The organism is Flavobacterium sp., assembly GCF_028689845.1.
Lineage (GTDB): Bacteria > Bacteroidota > Bacteroidia > Flavobacteriales > Flavobacteriaceae > Flavobacterium.
Genome location: NZ_JAQVCH010000029.1, coordinates 14260 through 32313, shown reverse-complemented (window position 1 = coordinate 32313; position 18054 = coordinate 14260). Strand labels below are relative to the sequence as shown.

The window sequence follows — 18054 nt, the reverse complement described above, 5'->3', positions numbered from 1 at the left end:
GATATACTTTTCTGGAAAATACATCAATCCAATCAACAACTGTTGCTGTGATAAAATGTGGTCGTGATTGATCTCTTATTGTATATCCTTCTTCCAAAATCTATTTTTTTATCAAATATAATAAAAAATTGGATTTGTTTTAGTGCTGCGAAGTCAGAGACATTCGCAGAGCTCAGTGCTGCTTTTTAGAGGTAGACTTCGGAGAGCTGGGGTTTTATAAGGACTAGCTCGACATCTACATTTTGCTTAATATGATTGTAATCAATAAATTGAGAATAAATAATTGAAGGGCTCGTAATTAATAATTTTACTACAATTGCGAATTTAAAATATAAATTTTTCATGTTAATTTTAGTTTTTAGTTTTTTTAGGTGCCGAAATAATAACTTCTTCCATTTCAAAACTCGAACTTTCATGGTTGTATAGTTCATATTGTCCATTAAAATATGTGTAGAATGATGACGTAATGGATTTTTTACCAAACAACACGCCGGTCGCATTAATAATACCCAGCTCCACGAAGTCTTCTCTTTAAAACTGTGCTCTGCGAATGTCTCTGACTTCGCAGCATATAAATTTCTGTTATTTAATGTGAAAAATTCTTTGTTTTAACACAAAAGCCAAAACCTTATTTCGCCTAATACGTTTATCAAATATAATAAAAAATTGGAATAGTTTGATTGCTGCGAAGTCAGAGACATTCGCAGAGCATCGTGCTGTTTTTCAAGAGAATACTTCGATGAGCTGGGGGACATTCGCAGAACATCGTGCTATTTTTCAAGAAAACACTTCGATGAGCTGGGGACATTCGCAGAGCATCGTGCTATTTTTCAAGAGAATACTTCGATGAGCTGGATTTGTTTTAGTGCTGCGAAGTCAGAGACATTCGCAGAGCATCGTGCTATTTTTCAAGAGAATACTTTGTAGAGTTGGGTTTTTCATAAGAAGACTCTACTCAGCTAGAGTCAATTTGCCAACAATCCCTAAAACAACTCCAACTAGTAATCCTGCAACTTTACAGATTTTTATATGAAAAATAGTGCTATTCTATAATTATTTCCGTTAATCGTGTAAAAATTTAGATGAAATCTTTTTTAACTTTGAAACTCACTAAAATTAAAAAAGATGAAAAGGAAAGCTACAGCTGTATGGAAAGGTACAGGAAAAGAAGGTAAAGGTCATTTAACGACACAAAGCACGGTTTTAGATAAAACCCAATATTCGTTTGGTTCGCGTTTTGAAGAAGGAATTGGTACGAATCCCGAAGAACTGATTGCAGCCGCTCATGCAGGTTGTTTCACCATGAAATTAAGTTTCAATTTAACAGAAGCTGGTTTTCCACCAGAAGAATTACAAACAGAAGGTCAGATTACTTTTGAAGATGGTGCTGTAACCAAATCACATTTAGTGCTTAAAGCCAAAGTGAATGGAATAGAAAACAGTCAATTTGCTGATTTGGTGAAAGATGCTGAGAAAAATTGTCCTGTATCCAAATTATTAAATACGGAAATTTCAGTAGAGTTTACGTTAAATTAAAACAACTCCAACTGGCTCCCCTGCTCCAACGCCAATAATTTTCGTTTAGCAGTTAAACCACCGGCATAACCCACCAACTCTTGGTTACTACCAATAATTCGATGGCAGGGAATAATGATGGATAATGCGTTTGCACCATTCGCTCCTGCCACAGCACGAATTGCTTTGGGATTATTCATTTGTTTGGATAATCCCAAATAGGTTTGTGTTTTTCCATAGGGTATATTTTGCAACGCTTTCCAAACCGATTGTTGAAAATCCGTGCCTACTAATACTAGCGGCAAATCAAAAGTTTCTCTTGTTTTAGCAAAATAAGCATCCAATTGGTTTATCGTTTCTTTCAATACATCTGTTTCTTTTTCTTCAAAAGTTGCCTTCAATCCGTTTAAGATTCTCGAATCCACTTCGTTTCGTTTGCTTCGGTATCGCCAATCGCATAAACACAATTGGTTTTCAAACTCCCCTAAAACGAGTTCGCCTATGGGAGAGTGATAATAGTGAATATGAATTATTTTGGATTGCATTAGCTTAGCGTATGATTTTTCAAAGATATCCTTTTCAATTAAGAAACGAAATTCAGATTAAACCCATTTTCTAGCAAATTGCAAAAAATAATTGATTTCTTATCCCAAGAAACTCAACAATACCCCAGCGGCAATCGCACTTCCAATCACACCCGCCACATTTGGTCCCATGGCATGCATCAATAAGTGATTGGTTTTATCATATTCTAAACCAACAACTTGGGAAACTCTGGCACTATCCGGAACGGCTGAAACTCCTGAATTTCCAATTAACGGATTGATTTTATTGCCTTCTTTTAGAAACAAATTAAAAATTTTGGTAAACAAAACACCTGCTGTAGTGGCCACCACGAAAGATAAAGCACCAATAACAAATATTCCAACCGATTGACCATTTAAAAATGTAGTCGCCTGCGTAGAAGCACCGACGGTTAATCCAAGTAAAATAGTAACGACATCTATTAAAGAACCTTTCGCGGTATCGGCAAGGCGTTTTGTTACGCCACTTTCTTTTAGTAAATTCCCAAAAAATAGCATTCCTAATAAAGGCAAACCACTCGGAACAATAAATGTAGTCAATAATAATCCAAGAACTGGGAACATGATTTTCTCGTTTCGAGAGACCACACGTGGCGGTTTCATTCGGATTAAACGTTCTTTCGACGTGGTAAGTAATCGCATGATTGGTGGTTGAATAACAGGAACCAAAGCCATGTATGAATAGGCAGAAATCGCAATCGCACCCATGAGTTCTGGGGCTAATTTAGAAGATAAAAAAATAGCAGTTGGGCCATCGGCACCACCGATAATAGCAATTGCTCCTGCTTGTTCTGGCAAAAAACCTAAGGCCAAAGCGGCCATATACGCTCCAAATATTCCAAATTGAGCAGCTGCACCAATCAACATTAATTTCGGATTGGATATTAAAGCAGAAAAGTCGGTCATCGCTCCAATTCCCAAAAAAATCAAAGGCGGATAAATCCCTTTCATTACCCCAAAATAAAGGTAATTCATGACACTTCCTTCTTCATAAATTCCAATTTGTAAACCTGGTAAAAAAGGAACGTTTCCAATTAAAATTCCAAAACCAATTGGAACCAAAAGCATTGGTTCATATTCTTTAAAAATGGCTAAATAAATAAAAATCAAACCAATTAAAATCATGAGACCATGACCAATCGTAAAATTGGCAAAAGCTGTATAGGTAAAAAATTGAGATAAATGCTCTACTAGAAAATTCCAAAAATCGCTCATGATTGTTTATTTTATCGTAATTAAAACATCGCCTTCCATCACGGCATCGCCCGTATTAAAATGAATGGCGATCACCTCACCCGCTTTGTCTGCTTGTACACTATTCTCCATTTTCATGGCTTCTAGTGTAATCAATTCTTGTGACAAACTCACAACATCACCAACTTTTACGTGTAATTTTAGAATTACTCCCGGTAGAGGTGATTTTATAGTTCCGCCACCTTTAGGAGCTGTTGGACTACTTGTTTTTGCAATTGCTTGCGAGGAATCTGTTGTTGGAACAGCAACGGTACGCATTAATTTTGGAGTTTTTACAACCGTAGATTTTTGCTCTAATTCAACCGTATAGGCAGTTCCGTTTACTTCTACTGTTGCCAAGTCATCTTCTAAAGTATTAATTACTACTTCATACTGATTCCCATTTATTTTAAAATTAAATTTTTTCATTTTCCGTTATTTTAATTCTTTTCGCATTCCGTAAATCTTGGAACTCCAAGGAGAATAGTTTCTGTTGATTTTTTTGATAGTCAGTAAAGCTGCTTCGTGATCGTGTAATTCTTGTTGGTATAAATGAATGGCCATGGCAACAGCCGCACCCAATTCTAAGGTTGCTTGATTTTTATTTGGCTGTACTACTTCATTTATATTTATAGAAACGGCTGTTTTCCTTTTTATATCGTAGGCAAAAAGACGAGCTACATTTTTAAAGAGCAGGTAAAGAATTATTAAAGAAATAAATACAACCGACATCGCTACGAGCGTCATTCCAATGCCATACGGATCTAATTTGGCAAATTCGGCCGCATCTTTATGGGTTGAAGCTTGTAATAGTATTGCTAATTTAGTCATCATTATAAAGGTAAATTAGAATGTTTTTTTGGTGGATTGATTACTTTTTTGGTAGCCAAAGATTGTAATGCTCGAATAATTCTGAACCGCGTATTTCGTGGTTCAATCACATCATCAATATAGCCGTAACTTGCTGCATTATAAGGATTAGCAAATTTTTCTTTATATTCTTCAATTTTTTCTGCAATAAATTGTGCTCGTTCCTCTAGATTTTCAATTTTCATATATTCTTTTTGATACAAAATCTCAATTGCCCCTTTTGGACCCATTACTGCAATTTCTGCATTTGGCCAAGCATAATTTATATCTCCCCGTAAGTGTTTAGAACTCATCACATCATACGCTCCACCGTAGGCTTTTCGGAGAATAATCGTGATTTTTGGAACTGTAGCTTCGCCATACGCAAATAACAACTTAGCTCCTTGCACGATGATTCCACCATATTCTTGCGTTGTACCAGGCAAGAAACCAGGAACATCCACTAAAGTAACAATTGGAATATTAAAGGCATCGCAAAAGCGAACAAAACGAGCGGCTTTTCGGGAAGCATTTATATCTAAAACACCAGCTAAATAATTAGGTTGATTGGCTACCACACCAACTGGTTGTCCGTTGAATTTGACATAGCCCACCACAATATTTGGTGCAAAATGACGATGTACTTCTAGAAATTCTTGATCATCTGCAAGAGCATGAATTACTTCTTTAACGTCATAAGGTTTGTTTGGATTTTCGGGTATAATTGTATTTAAAATATCTTCTGCCCGTTCAATTGGGTCTAGACATACTGAAAATGGTGGTTCTTCTAAATTATTTTGTGGTAAATAACTTAATAGTTTACGAATTAAGAGGATTCCTTCTTGTTCATCTTCTGCAACAAAATGGGTAACTCCTGATTTGGTTCCATGTACCATTGCTCCTCCTAATTCTTCATCAGTCACCACTTCGCCTGTTACTGTTTTTACAACCTTTGGACCTGTTACAAACATATAACTGTTCTTTTTGGTCATCATAATAAAATCTGTTAAAGCGGGTGAATAAACGGCTCCACCTGCACAAGGACCAAAAACCGCAGAGATTTGCGGAATTACACCAGAGGCCAAAATATTTCGTTGAAAAACTTCTGCATATCCTGCCAAACTCGTCACGCCTTCCTGTATTCGAGCTCCACCACTGTCATTTATTCCGATGATAGGTGCTCCCATTTTCATAGCCATATCCATCACTTTACAAATTTTTTGGGCAAACGTTTCTGATAACGAACCGCCAAAAACGGTAAAATCTTGCGAAAAAACATAGACCAAACGAGCATCGATGGTGCCAAAGCCAGTTACTACGCCATCACCCAGATACTTTTGATTTTCTAAACCAAAATTAGTGCAGCGATGGGTGACAAACATATCGAATTCTTCAAAGCTGTTTTCGTCTAATAATAATTCTATTCGTTCACGAGCGGTTAATTTTCCCTTTGCATGCTGTGTGTCAATTCGTTTTTGACCACCACCAAGTTTGGCTTCTGCTCTTTTGTCTAATAAGGTTTTAATTGGTTTAGAATTATCCATTTGGTTATGATTTACAAATTAGTATTTTCACAAAGCTCCAATAAAACGCCATGTGTTGATTTTGGATGAATAAATGCAATTGATAAGCCTTCTGCTCCTTTTCTAGGAGTTTTATCAATTAATTGGACATTCTTTTCGGCCAATTCATCTAAATTTTGCTGAATATTTTTTACAGCCAAAGCAAGATGATGAATTCCTTCTCCTTTTTTCTCGATAAATTTTCCGATTGGTCCTTCGGGGTCAGTAGATTCTAATAATTCGATTTTTGATTGACCTATTTGAAAGAAAGCGGTTCTCACTTTTTGCTCTTTCACTTCTTCAATGTTGTAGCATTTGAGCCCGAGTTGTTTTTCCCAAAACGGGATAGCTTCTTCTAAGCTCTTAACAGCAATTCCAATATGTTCAATATGAGATAAATCCATGATTTTAAGTTTTTAAATTTGAAACAAAGTTATAACGTTGTACCAAATCAAAATCTGATATTTATCACTTATTATCATTGAATTATAGTAATTTGCAACTAGTTACCAACTATAACGTTTTCGTAAAGCTGCATTTATGCTAAGTTAAGGATAAAAAAAATCTAGAAGGAAATATTTCTATAAAATTCCTTCTAGATTTGCTATACGATGTGCCAATGACTAATTAATAAGCCACTAATTCCAATAATTCTTTTTCGAATTTGCCTTTTGCCATGAATTGGTCTTCCAATGCTTTTACAAAAGGAATTGGTGAATCTAAACTGCCCACCCGACGCACTGGCCCATCTAAATGTTCAAAACAGTTTTCCATCACCATTGCCGATATATCACTTGCAATTCCACCAAAAACGGTGTCTTCTTGCAAAATGATGCATTTATTCGTTTTCTTGACCGAATTGTAGATTGCTTCTGTATCAAGTGGTTGTAAGGTTCTTAAATCTAATAAATCGGCACTAATTTCTGGATGTTTAGCTAAGGTTTCTAAAGCCCAATGCACCCCAGCTCCAAAAGAAATGATGGTTACTTGCGTTCCTTCTTTTAGTAAAGCCGCTTTTCCAAACGGAATGGTGTAATAATCGGTTGGTACTTCTTGATAAATACTTCGGTATAGTCCTTTATGCTCAAAATACATCACCGGATTTGGGTCATTAATTGCCGTATTTAATAATCCTTTTGCATCATAAGGAAATGCAGGATAAACTACTTTTAAACCCGGTGTTTTAGTAAACCAAGCTTCATTGGTTTGCGAATGAAAAGGGCCTGCTTGCGAGCCACCACCACAAGGCATTCGAACTACTACGTCCGCTTTTTCATTCCAACGATAATGTTGTTTTGCTAATAAATTCACAATCGGATTGAAACCTGTCGACACAAAATCGGCAAACTGCATTTCTACAATTGCTTTGTGTCCGTTTATTGATAATCCCATTCCAGCAGATACAACAGCACTCTCACAGATTGGTGTATTTCGAACACGATCTTTTCCAAATAGGTTGACAAAACCATCAGTTACCTTAAAGGCTCCACCATATTCTGCGATGTCTTGTCCCATAATAACTAAATTAGGATGACGTTCCATCGATTGTTTCAAACTCTGTGTAATAGCATCGATAACTCGAACACTTTCTGTTTTTTCAGAATGATTAAATCCTTCAAAATCATAGGGTTTGTAAACATCATTTAATTCTTCACTTAAATCAGCAATAAAATCAGGTTCATCAAAAGCAATTCGTAAATTTTCTTCAATTTCTTGTTTAAAGGCTCCTCGAATCGCTTCATCGTATTCATTTGTCAAGAGTCCAAGTTCTTTTAAATAGACTCTATAGTTGTCAATTGGATCTTTTTTAGCCCATTCATCCATGAGTTCTTGCGGAACATATTTTGTACCACTCGCCTCTTCATGACCACGCATACGAAAGGTTTGAAATTCTAATAAAATAGGCCGTGGATTTTCACGTAAAGAAGCTACCAATTCCGAAACTTGATTATAAACCGCTAGAATATTATTTCCATCAATAATATAACTTTCCATTCCGTATCCGATTCCTTTATCGGCCAAATTTTCGCAACGATATTGTTCATTGGTTGGCGTCGAAAGTCCGTAACCATTATTCTCAATCACAAATAAAACAGGAAGTTCCCAAACTGCGGCAATGTTTAGAGCTTCATGAAAATCACCTTCACTAGTTGCTCCTTCGCCAGTAAAAACAGCAGTTACTTTGCCGTTTTTCTTTAGTTTGTTGGCTAAAGCGATTCCGTCTGCCACGCCTAATTGCGGCCCTAAATGAGAAATCATCCCAATAATTTTAAATTCCTGTGTTCCAAAATGAAACGAGCGATCTCTGCCTTTGGTAAAGCCACTTTTCTTTCCTTGCCACTGAGCAAATAAACGATGGAGTGGAATATCTCTCGTGGTAAAAACACCTAAATTTCGATGCATGGGTAAGATGTATTCGTCCTTTTGAAGAGCAGCGGTAACACCAACCGAAATTGCTTCCTGACCAATGCCAGAAAACCATTTAGATACCTTACCTTGTCGGAGTAAAATCAACATTTTTTCCTCAATTAATCGAGGTTTTAATAATCGAATATATAAGTCGAGTAAAACCGTGTCAGAAAGATTTTTTCTATCAAAAAGCATAGCGTTGTATTTTTTAAAAACGTTCCCAAAAGTACAAAAAATAACAAATTGGAACTCTTTTGTGTTAGTTTTTTAAAGTAAGATTTTCAGGATGTTCATAAGTTTCAATTTTGCGGATAAAAATATTTGCATACATTTGTAATAACAAGCATTCAACTCACATTGAGTTATTAACAAATAATAATTTTAGTATGCAAAACATTCCTAGTGTTGACTTGCGTGATTTCCTGTCGGATGACCCGACACGTAAACAAAAATTTGTAAATGAAATCGGAAAAGCTTTCGAAGATATTGGCTTCGTAGCGTTAAAAGGTCATTTTTTAGATGACAATTTGGTAGGTGAATTATATGGTGAAATTAGGAATTTCTTCGCTTTGCCTTTAGAAACAAAATACAGCTATGAAATTCCGGGTATTGGAGGACAACGGGGTTATGTTTCGTTTGGTAAAGAACATGCAAAAGGAAAAAAAGAAGGCGATTTAAAAGAGTTTTGGCATTTTGGACAATATGTTAGCAAAGATTCTAAATATGCTTCGGAATATCCAGACAATGTAGAAGTTAAGGAACTACCTCGATTTAATGAAGTAGGGAAAGAAGCGTATCAAATGCTGGAAAAAACAGGTATTTATGTTTTGAGAGCTCTAGCTTTGCATTTAGGGTTAGATGAATTTTATTTTGACAAATATGGTCATGAAGGAAATTCTATTTTGAGACCAATTCACTATCCACCAATAACATCAGAACCAGAAAACGCTATTCGTGCGGCAGCTCATGGCGACATCAATTTGATTACTTTATTGATGGGTGCACAAGGAAAAGGTTTACAAGTACAGAACCACAATGGCGATTGGATTGATGCCATGGCGGAACCAGATGAACTCATGATTAATGTGGGCGATATGCTTTCGCGACATACCAATAACAAATTAAAATCGACTATTCACCAAGTAGTGAACCCGCCAAGAGAATTATGGGGAACTTCGCGTTATTCGATTCCGTTTTTCATGCATCCCGTTAGTGATATGCGACTAGACGTGTTAGCCGATTGTATTGATGAACAAAACCCAAAAAAATATGAAGATATTTCGGCTGGTGAATTTTTACACGAACGCTTAGTTGAATTAGGATTGATTAAGAAATAAAAGATTAAATTCCATTATAAAAACTCCAAATTCCAATTGTTTTGGGGTTTGGTTTTTTGTTTAATTTGATTCTATTGCAACTTTGGAACACAGATTTGAGAAATTAGAAAAATTATAGAAATCCCTTTATTTTCTCTAAAGGTTTATATTTGTTATAATCCATTTCAAATTATATGTATCTTAAATATGCGTTCCTTTTAACTTATATATAAATGAAAATATTTCCTCATCAAGAATTAACAAAAGCTTTAATTGGTTTATATTATAATGTCTATAATGAACTTGGATATGGATTTCTAGAAAAAGTGTATCATAATTCAATGCTAATTGAACTAAAATCAAAAGGATTTGAAGTTGAAAGTAAAAAATAACTTAATGTTTATTTTAAGAAAGAAATTGTAGGAGAATATATTCCAGATTTAATCGTTAACAATTCAGTCATTATAGAGTTAAAATGCGTTGAATATAGGGTTGAAGCTCATGAATGTCAATTATTAAATTATTTAAAAGCAACAGATTATGAAGTTGGATTGCTTTTAAACTTCGGAAAAGACCCACAATTCATAAGAAAAATATTTACAAATGATTTAAAAAAACTCAGATAAAGATTTTTAAGATTTCTTTAATTTCTTAAATCTGTGTCCCAGAAATTAATTATAATGGATTTACACGAACAACTCAAAAAATTATTCCCCGACCATCAACCTTCCAACGAACCGGAAATAGTAGATGAAACGCCTCACGAATTATTTGTTCAAAAAGAACCGATGATTTGTCAATATGAAAAAAGAAAAGGAAAGCCAACCACTATAATTTCAGGTTATGCAGGTTCTGAAGAAGATTTTAAAATTTTAGCTAAAGAAATTAAAAGTAAATTAGCCGTTGGCGGCAGTTTTAAAGAAGGTGAAATTATTATTCAAGGTGATTTTCGAGATAAAATAATGAAAATACTTCAAGAAAAAGGATTTAAAACCAAACGAGTTGGAGGTTGAGAAATTTTCAGTTTTCAGTGTTCAGTGTTCAGAAATCAGTTAAATAAATATAAAAACCTTACTAACTCATTAACTCATTAAAAATGATACATAACTCAGAATTAATACTTAACCCCGATGGTAGCCTCTACCACATTAATTTAAAACCCGGTCAAATTGCAAACGATATTATTTTTGTTGGAGATCAAAATCGGGTAGAAAAAATAACAAAACACTTTGATTCCATTGAATTTTCAACTCAAAAAAGAGAATTTAAAACACAAACTGGAATTTACAAAGGAAAGCGAATTACCGTGATGTCAACGGGTATTGGTCCAGATAATATTGACATTGTGATGAATGAATTAGACGCTTTAGTCAATATCGATTTAGAAACGCGAACTGTAAAAAATGATTTAACGTCTTTAAACATTGTACGAATTGGTACTTCAGGATCGCTTCAAGCAGATGTTCCTTGCGATAGTTTTGTGATGAGCCAATACGGATTAGGTTTAGACAACATGCTACGCTCTTATTTGATTGATTCTATTTCTGAAAAAGAGATGGAAGATGCATTTATTGCTCAAACCAATTGGGATATGCGTAAAGGAAGACCTTATGTGATTAAAGGAAGTGAAAAGTTAGCCAAGGTATTTGAAAGCAACCAATTATTTTCTGGATTTACTGGAACAGCAGGTGGATTTTATGGACCACAAGGTCGCGTGTTGCGATTAGGGATTCAAGATACTGAATTGAATAAAAAAATGGATTCTTTTGAATACCAAGGTATCAGAATGACCAACTTAGAGATGGAAACTGGAGCGATTTATGGCTTAGGAAAATTATTAGGACATGAATGTTTGTCGTTAAACGCTATCATCGCAAACCGTTCAACGGGAGCTTTTAGTGAAGACCCTTATAAAGCAGTAGATGAATTGATTATATATGCTTTGGATAAGCTGGTGTAATAAAAAAAGGAACACAGATTTAAGAAATTAGAATAATTTTAAAAATTTCTTAAATTCCTTAAATTTATGTTCCAAAAAAAAGATATGAATCTACAACTCGAAACAAACCGATTGCTCCTTCGTCCATTAGAATTAACCGATGCAGCAGCCATGTTTACGATGGATAATAATCCAAACGTTCATCAATACCTTTGGCAAAAACCAACGCAAACCATTGAAGAGTCTTTAAAAATAATCGAATTTGTACAAGCCCAATATCAGAAAAATGGTATTGGTCGTTTTGCCACGATTTTAAAAGAAACGAACGAGTTTATTGGTTGGACAGGAATCAAATATATCGATGACCATATTGAAAACGGAAATACTAACTTTTATGATTACGGTTATCGCTTAAATGAAAATTTTTGGAATAAAGGTTACGCTACCGAAGCATCAGTAGCTTGGTTAGAATATGGTTTTAAGCAAATGAATATTAAAACGATGAACGCTTATACACATTCAGAAAACGAGGCTTCTAATCATATTTTACAAAAAATTGGTTTTCAGTTTCTAGAAGATTATCCAGACGAAGAAAAAGTTATTTGGAAATGGTGGCAAATGAAAAATAGTAATCAGTAATTAGTAAGAAGAAACATGAATTTCGAAAGCCTACTAGAAAAAGTCAAAGTCATTCCCTATGGGAGAAATTCGAATAGACATGACTTTACGTTAGTTTTAGCTGAGAATAAAGGAACTTGTAGCTCTAAACATGCATTTTTAAAGGATTTTGTCGATAAAAACAACATTAAAAATGTAAAACTTTACATTGGAATTTTCAAAATGAATGAACAGAATACGAAAATTGGAACTATTCTTTCTTCTAAAAACATCGATTATATTCCTGAAGCACATTGTTATTTAAAAATGAACGGAAATCCCATCGATGTAACCACAACTGATTCATTTTATGAAAAAATAAAGAATGAGCTACTGGAAGAAATCGAAATCATTCCAAGTCAAGTAGTCGATTTTAAAGTGGATTACCACAAAAAATTTATAAAAAAATGGATTGCAGAAACAAACCAATCTAATTCCTTTTCCTTCGAAGAAATTTGGAGCCTTAGAGAACTTTGTATCTTAAAACTTTCTGAAAATCTTAAATCTTAATAATGAATAAATTAAAATGAAAACAATAAAAATAGCTGGCGTTCCTGAACATTTCAATTTGCCGTGGCATTTATGTCTTGAAAATGGTGAATTTGAAGAAGCAGGCATCGATTTACAATGGACCGATGTGCCGGAAGGAACGGGAAAAATGTGTGAAATGTTACGAAATGGCGAAACAGATATTGCCATTATTTTAACAGAAGGAATTGTAAAAGATATCAATGCTGGAAATCCTTCTAAAATTGTACAGATTTTTGTAAACAGTCCGCTTATTTGGGGAATTCATGTCGCTGCACAATCAAAATTTCAACAGGTTTCCGATTTAGCAAATACTAAAATAGCCATAAGCCGATTAGGTTCTGGCTCCCATTTAATGGCGTATGTGAATGCTCAAATTCAAGGTTGGAACGCGGATAATTTACAGTTTGAAACTGTCAATACCATCGATGGAGCTATTGAAGGCTTGTCAAATGGAAGAGCCGATTATTTTATGTGGGAAAAATTCATGACTAAACCTCTAGTCGACAACGGAACTTTTCGTCGCCTTGGCGAATGCCCAACACCTTGGCCGTGTTTTGTAATTGCAGTTCGAAATGAATTTTTAGAAAAAAACCCTGAAAGTATTTTGTTGGTTTTAGATATTATCAATTCTACTACTTCGGAATTTAAAGATATTCCTAGTATTAATCGAACGTTGGCTGTGCGATACAATCAAAAAATAGAAGATATTAACGATTGGCTCGCTCAAACGCAATGGTCGCAGTCCAATTGTTCAACAGAAACGTTAAACAAAGTTCAAAATCAACTTTTTGACCTAAACCTTATCGATAAAAAAAGTACTTTTGCTGAACTGGTGCATCGCTTTTAAGCTTTTTGCCGTTTAACTGAGATGAAAGTATTCGGAACATTCAATTTTCAAGAATTTAAGACTAAATTCCAAGTAAAAAAACCTTGGGACGATGTCATTATTTTTGTATTAAATGTTTTGATTGCCATTCCGCTATTCATTATCATTCATCAAAATTTAAAAGACCCAAATTGGCCACTCGATATCGATCGAATTATTATTGGAATTATTTTACTGGCACTCATTCAATTGCTTTTACGATTAATTCGCACAATTATAATCCTCTGTTTGGGCGTTTATTTGGTTACTCTAATTTACGGAACTGTTTTTGGGGGTTATGGTTTTCAAAAAGTATTTCAAGATTATGGCTATATGGTTTATTCCATGTCCGAAGATCCAAATCCGCAAGACCTTGTTATCTCGAAATTACTCCCTTTTCCTAATAAAGGTGAAATTATCAAAGCCATTGATTTTAATAATCCAAAAGTGCGAAATTTTGCATTAACTGCCACTACTTTGCATTTTAAAGACATCAAAGGTCAAAAAGAACATCGAAAAATGATTCAAAGCTTCGCTGTTTTTAAAGAAATTCGAAACCGATGGAACTATGTAAACGATCCAAAAGGCGAAGAATATATTGCCACAGCTTCTGAAAGCTTATTGCATTTTTCTGGCGATTGCGATGATCACGCCATCTTGATGGCAGCCTGTATTCGGGCAGTGGGTGGAATTCCTCGACTTATTCATACGGGTGGACATATTTATCCTGAAATGTTAGTGGGACATAAAAGTGAACTGGAAGCTGCCGTTTATTTAATTAAAGAAGTGTTGTTTGTGAACGAAAGTAAAAACAAAGAAATCCATTATCATATTGATGAACGCGGTCAAATCTGGCTAAATTTAGATTACACCGCTCGTTATCCTGGTGGCCCTTTTATGTCTGAAGAAATTTTAGGAGCTTTAACGTTGAATTGATTTTTACTGAATTTTTACTATTTTGTAGCAATACAATCCTTGCTTTTTATATATTTACAATCTCTATATCCAACAATAATGAAAAAACTTTTTTTACTATTTTTATTCTTAACCGCAACTTTAAGTGCTCAAAATGATTCTGCTTTTGACTTAGGAAAGAATGAAATCAAATTTGATGTGACTTCTATTATTGCTTCAGGAAAAATTCACGTGAGTTATGAACGTTTTATTAGTACCGATTTTTCAGTTGGAATTAGTGGGATTATTAATGAAAGTAATAAATTAGAAAAAGACTATACCAACGGAAAAAACCGAACCCTAGAAGATTATCAAATCATTCCTTTTGTACGCTATTCACTATCAAAAAGTCAAATTCGTTATTATTTTATTGAAGTTTTTGTGTCTGCTAATAGCGGAAAATACCATGAATTAGAACGTTTAATTGACGATAACAATAACGGTTATTATCAATCGGTAGATAAAAATTATTCTGATTTTGCTTTAGGAGGAGCTGTAGGGCATAAATTTTATATTAAAGAAAAATTTGGAGTTGATATTTTTGTTGGAATGGGAAAAAATCTCTTTAGTAATGGAGAAAGTCCTGATATTGTGTCACGTGTTGGAATTAATTTAGGTTACCGCTTTTAAATAATAATACTATGAAAACCATTAAATATACTTTTTTCTTCACTTTAGCTACTTTATTAATGGCTGCCGAATGCACCAAAGGTGACGAAGAATTTTACAATTCGGTTTATACCACCGTACCGAATTTAGTAAACGTAGAAACGCAAAATAGTTATGCTGTAAATGATATTTTGTGGGTTAATTCTAATTTCTCTCAGTTTCTTGCCGAGCCTAATCAATCGACACCCTTAGATATTTTTAAAACAACCAATTCTAACAAATTTAGTTTTTTATATTCAATAGAAAAACAAAACAGTAATGCTGTTTGGCAAAATATTGCTAATGAAGATCATTTTATTTTAGATGAAGGTTTGGTCTCTATCAATAATTATATCACGGCCTATGCCATCTATAATGCTTCTGCTCAAGAATATAATTATCGTGGTGGTATTAAATTAACTGAACCCGGAACGTATCGCATTGGTTTTTTTGCAGGTTACAATGGACAAAATTTTGATTTGATTTCAGATAGTTCTACTGCTTCTACTTTTTTAACCATTGCAACTTCAGCAAATAATATTGATGCTGGTTATTATACGTTTAGTGTTAATTAAAACCATTTTTTACGTTTAAAATAATACGCCATTCCCAACACCAAGCAAAACATAACCCCTAGGGTAATAAAATAGCCGTACGGATGTCTTAATTCAGGCATGTATTCAAAATTCATTCCATAAACACCCACAATAAATGTAAGCGGAATAAAGATAACCGATACAATCGTTAAGGTTTTCATGATTTCATTCATCCGATGGCTTTGTGCCGAAAAGTAAAAACTGGAAGCACTTTCAAGTGAATTCATATCATAATCAATTTGATCAAGCAATTCTAAACTCTTTTGATGTAAACGAGCAAAGAAAGTAAAATTCGACTTTTCAATTCCGTTAAAATCATCATCATCTTGAATCGATTTTAAATTGTATAACGAATCACGAAGCGGAACGATTGAACGTTTGAGATAATTTAAATCTTCTCGCGATTTTTCAATTTTTACCAAAACCTCTTGCTTATCGTTTGTTTTTGATTCTGTTTGCAGATGATCTATTAAATCTTCATATTTTTCAATAGTAATATAAAAATTTTCCATAACCGCATCAAGCATCAAATAAAGAAGAAAATCATTCTTTTTCTTGCAGATGATTCCTGAATTGGTTCGAATGCGTTCACGTATGTGCGTAAAAAAATCACCTCTTTTTTCTTGAAAAGAAATCAAAATATTGTCTTTTAGCAAAAAGCTAATTTGTTCCACATGCACATTGCTTTCGTCTTTTTCTGGTAAAATAGATTTGATACTAAAAAACAAGGCATTATTCAATTCTTCCATACGCGTACGTTTGGAAACATTTAAAATATCACCGGCAATATAGCTATCAATCCCGATGGATTCCACAATTTTCTTAATGAGTTCCACGTTGTGTAAGCCATGAATATTAAGCCACTTTACATCATCCGAAGAAATTAAATCTTTAACTTCTGTTTCATTAAAGCTTAAATTTTTGGTTTCCGTATACGAATCTGCATTATACACAAACAATTGCATTTCTACAGGATATTCCCGATGACTTCCTGTATATTCGAAATAATTAGAAACTACTTTTCTGCCTTTTTTGTATTTTAAACGCTTCACAATGAATTATTTTTTTATAAAATTAAGGGTTTTAATTATTTCATTCTATTTTTACAGTAATATTTATTACATTTTTCATGCAAACACTTTTTATTAATATCAAAGAACTCCTTCAAATTCGTGAAAATTCGGTCCAAAAAGTCGCTGGTTTAGCCATGCGAGAGTTACCAATGATTCAAAATGCTTTTCTTTTAATTGAAAATGATTTAATTATCAATTTTGGTAAAATGGAAGATTGTCCAACTGATTCTAATTATGAAGTTATCGATGTCACCGGAAAAGTAATTTTGCCAACTTGGTGCGATAGCCACACGCATTTGGTTTATGCAGGAAATCGGGTGCAGGAATTTGTAGACCGCATTAATGGGTTGACTTACGAAGAAATTGCCAACCGTGGTGGTGGTATTTTAAATTCTGCCAAAAAACTAAATGAAACATCCGCAGCTTGTATTTATAACGAATCGGAACTACGATTACAAGAAGTCATGAAATTAGGAACTGGAGCTATTGAAATTAAATCCGGCTACGGTTTGACCGTAGAAGGCGAATTAAAAATGCTCCGTGTAATTAAACGGTTAGCCGAAAATTATCCTATAAAAATTAAAGCAACTTTTTTAGGAGCTCATGCTTTTCCATCCGAGTTTAAAGAAAATCATACCGCCTATCTTGATTTGATAATTGATGAAATGTTACCTAAAATTGCCGAAGAAAAGTTGGCCGACTATATCGATGCTTTTTTAGAAACAGGTTATTTTTCTGTTGAAGAAACAGCACGAATTATGATTGCTGGAAAAAAACATGGGTTAATCCCTAAGATTCATGTCAATCAATTTACTGCCATTGGTGGAATAGAAGCCTGCGTAAAACACGGAGCTTTATCGGTTGACCATCTAGAAATTGTGACCGATGAAGACATTGAATCGTTAAAAAACACGATTACAATGCCTGTTGCTTTGCCTTCGTGTAGTTATTTTATCAGTATTCCGTATACACCAGCTCGAAAAATGTTAGATGCGGGTTTGCCTTTAGCTTTAGCAACCGATTATAATCCAGGTACAACTCCTTCTGGAAATATGAATTTTGTAGTGGCTACGGCTTGCATCAAAATGAAAATGACACCAGAAGAAGCCATCAATGCAGCAACGCTAAATGGAGCTTATGCGATGGGAATTTCTGACACGCATGGAAGCATCACTAAAGGAAAAAAAGCTAATTTTATCCTAACCAAACCGATTCATTCCTTTTATCAATTGCCGTACGAATTTGGTTCAAACTTAATTGAAACAGTATATATAAATGGAATGGTAGTATAAAAAAAAAGGAGCAAAAATAAATTTGCTCCTT

20 protein-coding genes and 1 pseudogene are annotated in these 18054 nt (G+C 34.2%); 12 read left to right on the top strand and 9 right to left on the bottom strand.

Annotated features, from left to right (window positions below):
- Positions 1–351: 351 nt before the first annotated feature.
- Positions 352–519: a hypothetical protein gene (locus tag PHR76_RS10735; protein ID WP_300062245.1), complete on the bottom strand. Its 168-nt coding sequence runs from the start codon at positions 517–519 to the stop codon at positions 352–354.
- 606 nt (positions 520–1125) lie between these two features.
- Between PHR76_RS10735 and PHR76_RS10730 the strand changes: the two genes are divergently transcribed.
- Positions 1126–1536: an OsmC family protein gene (locus PHR76_RS10730; RefSeq protein WP_300062242.1), complete on the top strand. Its 411-nt coding sequence runs from the start codon at positions 1126–1128 to the stop codon at positions 1534–1536.
- Here PHR76_RS10730 and PHR76_RS10725 read toward each other — a convergent pair.
- From PHR76_RS10725 to PHR76_RS10695, 7 genes are all read right to left on the bottom strand, one after another.
- The gene (locus PHR76_RS10725) at positions 1533–2060 is read right to left on the bottom strand and encodes a methylated-DNA--[protein]-cysteine S-methyltransferase (protein ID WP_300062239.1); all 528 of its coding nucleotides are present in this window, start codon (positions 2058–2060) and stop codon (positions 1533–1535) included. The genes PHR76_RS10730 and PHR76_RS10725 overlap by 4 nt on opposite strands.
- Before the next feature lie 99 nt (positions 2061–2159).
- Positions 2160–3314, bottom strand: a complete 1155-nt coding sequence (locus PHR76_RS10720) for a sodium ion-translocating decarboxylase subunit beta (RefSeq protein ID WP_300062236.1) — start codon at positions 3312–3314, stop codon at positions 2160–2162.
- Between the two features lie 6 nt (positions 3315–3320).
- The gene (locus tag PHR76_RS10715; RefSeq protein WP_300062233.1) at positions 3321–3761 is read right to left on the bottom strand and encodes a biotin/lipoyl-containing protein; all 441 of its coding nucleotides are present in this window, start codon (positions 3759–3761) and stop codon (positions 3321–3323) included.
- A gap of 6 nt (positions 3762–3767) precedes the next feature.
- Positions 3768–4166: an OadG family protein gene (locus PHR76_RS10710; protein ID WP_300062230.1), complete on the bottom strand. Its 399-nt coding sequence runs from the start codon at positions 4164–4166 to the stop codon at positions 3768–3770.
- Complete coding sequence (locus PHR76_RS10705) at positions 4166–5725, bottom strand: acyl-CoA carboxylase subunit beta (protein WP_300062228.1); 1560 nt, start codon at positions 5723–5725, stop codon at positions 4166–4168. Before PHR76_RS10705 ends, PHR76_RS10710 begins: the two co-directional genes overlap by 1 nt.
- A gap of 11 nt (positions 5726–5736) precedes the next feature.
- Positions 5737–6147 carry a methylmalonyl-CoA epimerase gene (mce, locus tag PHR76_RS10700; protein WP_300062226.1) on the bottom strand — a complete coding sequence of 137 codons (411 nt, stop codon included), beginning with the start codon at positions 6145–6147 and terminating at the stop codon, positions 5737–5739.
- 223 nt (positions 6148–6370) lie between these two features.
- Positions 6371–8347 (bottom strand): dehydrogenase E1 component subunit alpha/beta, encoded by a 1977-nt coding sequence (locus tag PHR76_RS10695; RefSeq protein ID WP_300062223.1) that lies wholly within the window; start codon positions 8345–8347, stop codon positions 6371–6373.
- Between the two features lie 191 nt (positions 8348–8538).
- Between PHR76_RS10695 and PHR76_RS10690 the strand changes: the two genes are divergently transcribed.
- The 10 genes and pseudogenes from PHR76_RS10690 to PHR76_RS10645 all read left to right on the top strand — a co-directional run bounded on the left by PHR76_RS10690 (position 8539) and on the right by PHR76_RS10645 (position 15637).
- Positions 8539–9489 (top strand): 2-oxoglutarate and iron-dependent oxygenase domain-containing protein, encoded by a 951-nt coding sequence (locus PHR76_RS10690; RefSeq protein ID WP_300062220.1) that lies wholly within the window; start codon positions 8539–8541, stop codon positions 9487–9489.
- A gap of 212 nt (positions 9490–9701) precedes the next feature.
- Positions 9702–10094, top strand: a pseudogene (locus PHR76_RS10685) (GxxExxY protein).
- A gap of 54 nt (positions 10095–10148) precedes the next feature.
- Positions 10149–10481 carry a translation initiation factor gene (locus PHR76_RS10680; RefSeq protein ID WP_300062218.1) on the top strand — a complete coding sequence of 111 codons (333 nt, stop codon included), beginning with the start codon at positions 10149–10151 and terminating at the stop codon, positions 10479–10481.
- A gap of 83 nt (positions 10482–10564) precedes the next feature.
- Positions 10565–11428: a nucleoside phosphorylase gene (locus PHR76_RS10675; protein ID WP_300062215.1), complete on the top strand. Its 864-nt coding sequence runs from the start codon at positions 10565–10567 to the stop codon at positions 11426–11428.
- Positions 11429–11512: 84 nt separating this feature from the next.
- Positions 11513–12046, top strand: coding sequence for a GNAT family N-acetyltransferase (locus PHR76_RS10670; RefSeq protein ID WP_300062212.1), 534 nt, complete (start codon positions 11513–11515; stop codon positions 12044–12046).
- Positions 12047–12061: 15 nt separating this feature from the next.
- Positions 12062–12574 carry a hypothetical protein gene (locus PHR76_RS10665; RefSeq protein WP_300062209.1) on the top strand — a complete coding sequence of 171 codons (513 nt, stop codon included), beginning with the start codon at positions 12062–12064 and terminating at the stop codon, positions 12572–12574.
- A gap of 16 nt (positions 12575–12590) precedes the next feature.
- Entirely contained in the window at positions 12591–13442 is an 852-nt protein-coding gene (locus PHR76_RS10660) for a substrate-binding domain-containing protein (protein ID WP_300062206.1), read from the top strand.
- A 21-nt stretch (positions 13443–13463) separates the two neighbouring features.
- Positions 13464–14396 (top strand): transglutaminase family protein, encoded by a 933-nt coding sequence (locus tag PHR76_RS10655; protein WP_300062203.1) that lies wholly within the window; start codon positions 13464–13466, stop codon positions 14394–14396.
- A 78-nt stretch (positions 14397–14474) separates the two neighbouring features.
- The gene (locus tag PHR76_RS10650) at positions 14475–15044 is read left to right on the top strand and encodes a hypothetical protein (RefSeq protein WP_300062200.1); all 570 of its coding nucleotides are present in this window, start codon (positions 14475–14477) and stop codon (positions 15042–15044) included.
- A gap of 11 nt (positions 15045–15055) precedes the next feature.
- Positions 15056–15637 (top strand): hypothetical protein, encoded by a 582-nt coding sequence (locus tag PHR76_RS10645; RefSeq protein WP_300062197.1) that lies wholly within the window; start codon positions 15056–15058, stop codon positions 15635–15637.
- On the opposite strand, the gene corA is transcribed toward PHR76_RS10645, so the two are convergent.
- Positions 15634–16710 (bottom strand): magnesium/cobalt transporter CorA, encoded by a 1077-nt coding sequence (corA, locus tag PHR76_RS10640; protein WP_300062194.1) that lies wholly within the window; start codon positions 16708–16710, stop codon positions 15634–15636. The two genes, PHR76_RS10645 and corA, sit on opposite strands and share 4 nt — an antisense overlap.
- Positions 16711–16787: 77 nt before the next feature.
- On the opposite strand from corA, the gene hutI reads away from it, so the two are divergent.
- The gene (gene hutI, locus PHR76_RS10635; protein ID WP_300062191.1) at positions 16788–18023 is read left to right on the top strand and encodes an imidazolonepropionase; all 1236 of its coding nucleotides are present in this window, start codon (positions 16788–16790) and stop codon (positions 18021–18023) included.
- Positions 18024–18054: the final 31 nt, after the last annotated feature.

Coding starts and splice junctions, on each gene's coding strand:
- PHR76_RS10730 (WP_300062242.1), top strand. CDS start 1,126: ATGAAAAGGAAAGCTACAGCTGTATGGAAAGGTACAGGAAAAGAAGGT.
- PHR76_RS10725 (WP_300062239.1), bottom strand. CDS start 2,060: ATGCAATCCAAAATAATTCATATTCACTATTATCACTCTCCCATAGGC.
- PHR76_RS10720 (WP_300062236.1), bottom strand. CDS start 3,314: ATGAGCGATTTTTGGAATTTTCTAGTAGAGCATTTATCTCAATTTTTT.
- PHR76_RS10715 (WP_300062233.1), bottom strand. CDS start 3,761: ATGAAAAAATTTAATTTTAAAATAAATGGGAATCAGTATGAAGTAGTA.
- PHR76_RS10710 (WP_300062230.1), bottom strand. CDS start 4,166: ATGATGACTAAATTAGCAATACTATTACAAGCTTCAACCCATAAAGAT.
- PHR76_RS10705 (WP_300062228.1), bottom strand. CDS start 5,725: ATGGATAATTCTAAACCAATTAAAACCTTATTAGACAAAAGAGCAGAA.
- mce (WP_300062226.1), bottom strand. CDS start 6,147: ATGGATTTATCTCATATTGAACATATTGGAATTGCTGTTAAGAGCTTA.
- PHR76_RS10695 (WP_300062223.1), bottom strand. CDS start 8,347: ATGCTTTTTGATAGAAAAAATCTTTCTGACACGGTTTTACTCGACTTA.
- PHR76_RS10690 (WP_300062220.1), top strand. CDS start 8,539: ATGCAAAACATTCCTAGTGTTGACTTGCGTGATTTCCTGTCGGATGAC.
- PHR76_RS10680 (WP_300062218.1), top strand. CDS start 10,149: ATGGATTTACACGAACAACTCAAAAAATTATTCCCCGACCATCAACCT.
- PHR76_RS10675 (WP_300062215.1), top strand. CDS start 10,565: ATGATACATAACTCAGAATTAATACTTAACCCCGATGGTAGCCTCTAC.
- PHR76_RS10670 (WP_300062212.1), top strand. CDS start 11,513: ATGAATCTACAACTCGAAACAAACCGATTGCTCCTTCGTCCATTAGAA.
- PHR76_RS10665 (WP_300062209.1), top strand. CDS start 12,062: ATGAATTTCGAAAGCCTACTAGAAAAAGTCAAAGTCATTCCCTATGGG.
- PHR76_RS10660 (WP_300062206.1), top strand. CDS start 12,591: ATGAAAACAATAAAAATAGCTGGCGTTCCTGAACATTTCAATTTGCCG.
- PHR76_RS10655 (WP_300062203.1), top strand. CDS start 13,464: ATGAAAGTATTCGGAACATTCAATTTTCAAGAATTTAAGACTAAATTC.
- PHR76_RS10650 (WP_300062200.1), top strand. CDS start 14,475: ATGAAAAAACTTTTTTTACTATTTTTATTCTTAACCGCAACTTTAAGT.
- PHR76_RS10645 (WP_300062197.1), top strand. CDS start 15,056: ATGAAAACCATTAAATATACTTTTTTCTTCACTTTAGCTACTTTATTA.
- hutI (WP_300062191.1), top strand. CDS start 16,788: ATGCAAACACTTTTTATTAATATCAAAGAACTCCTTCAAATTCGTGAA.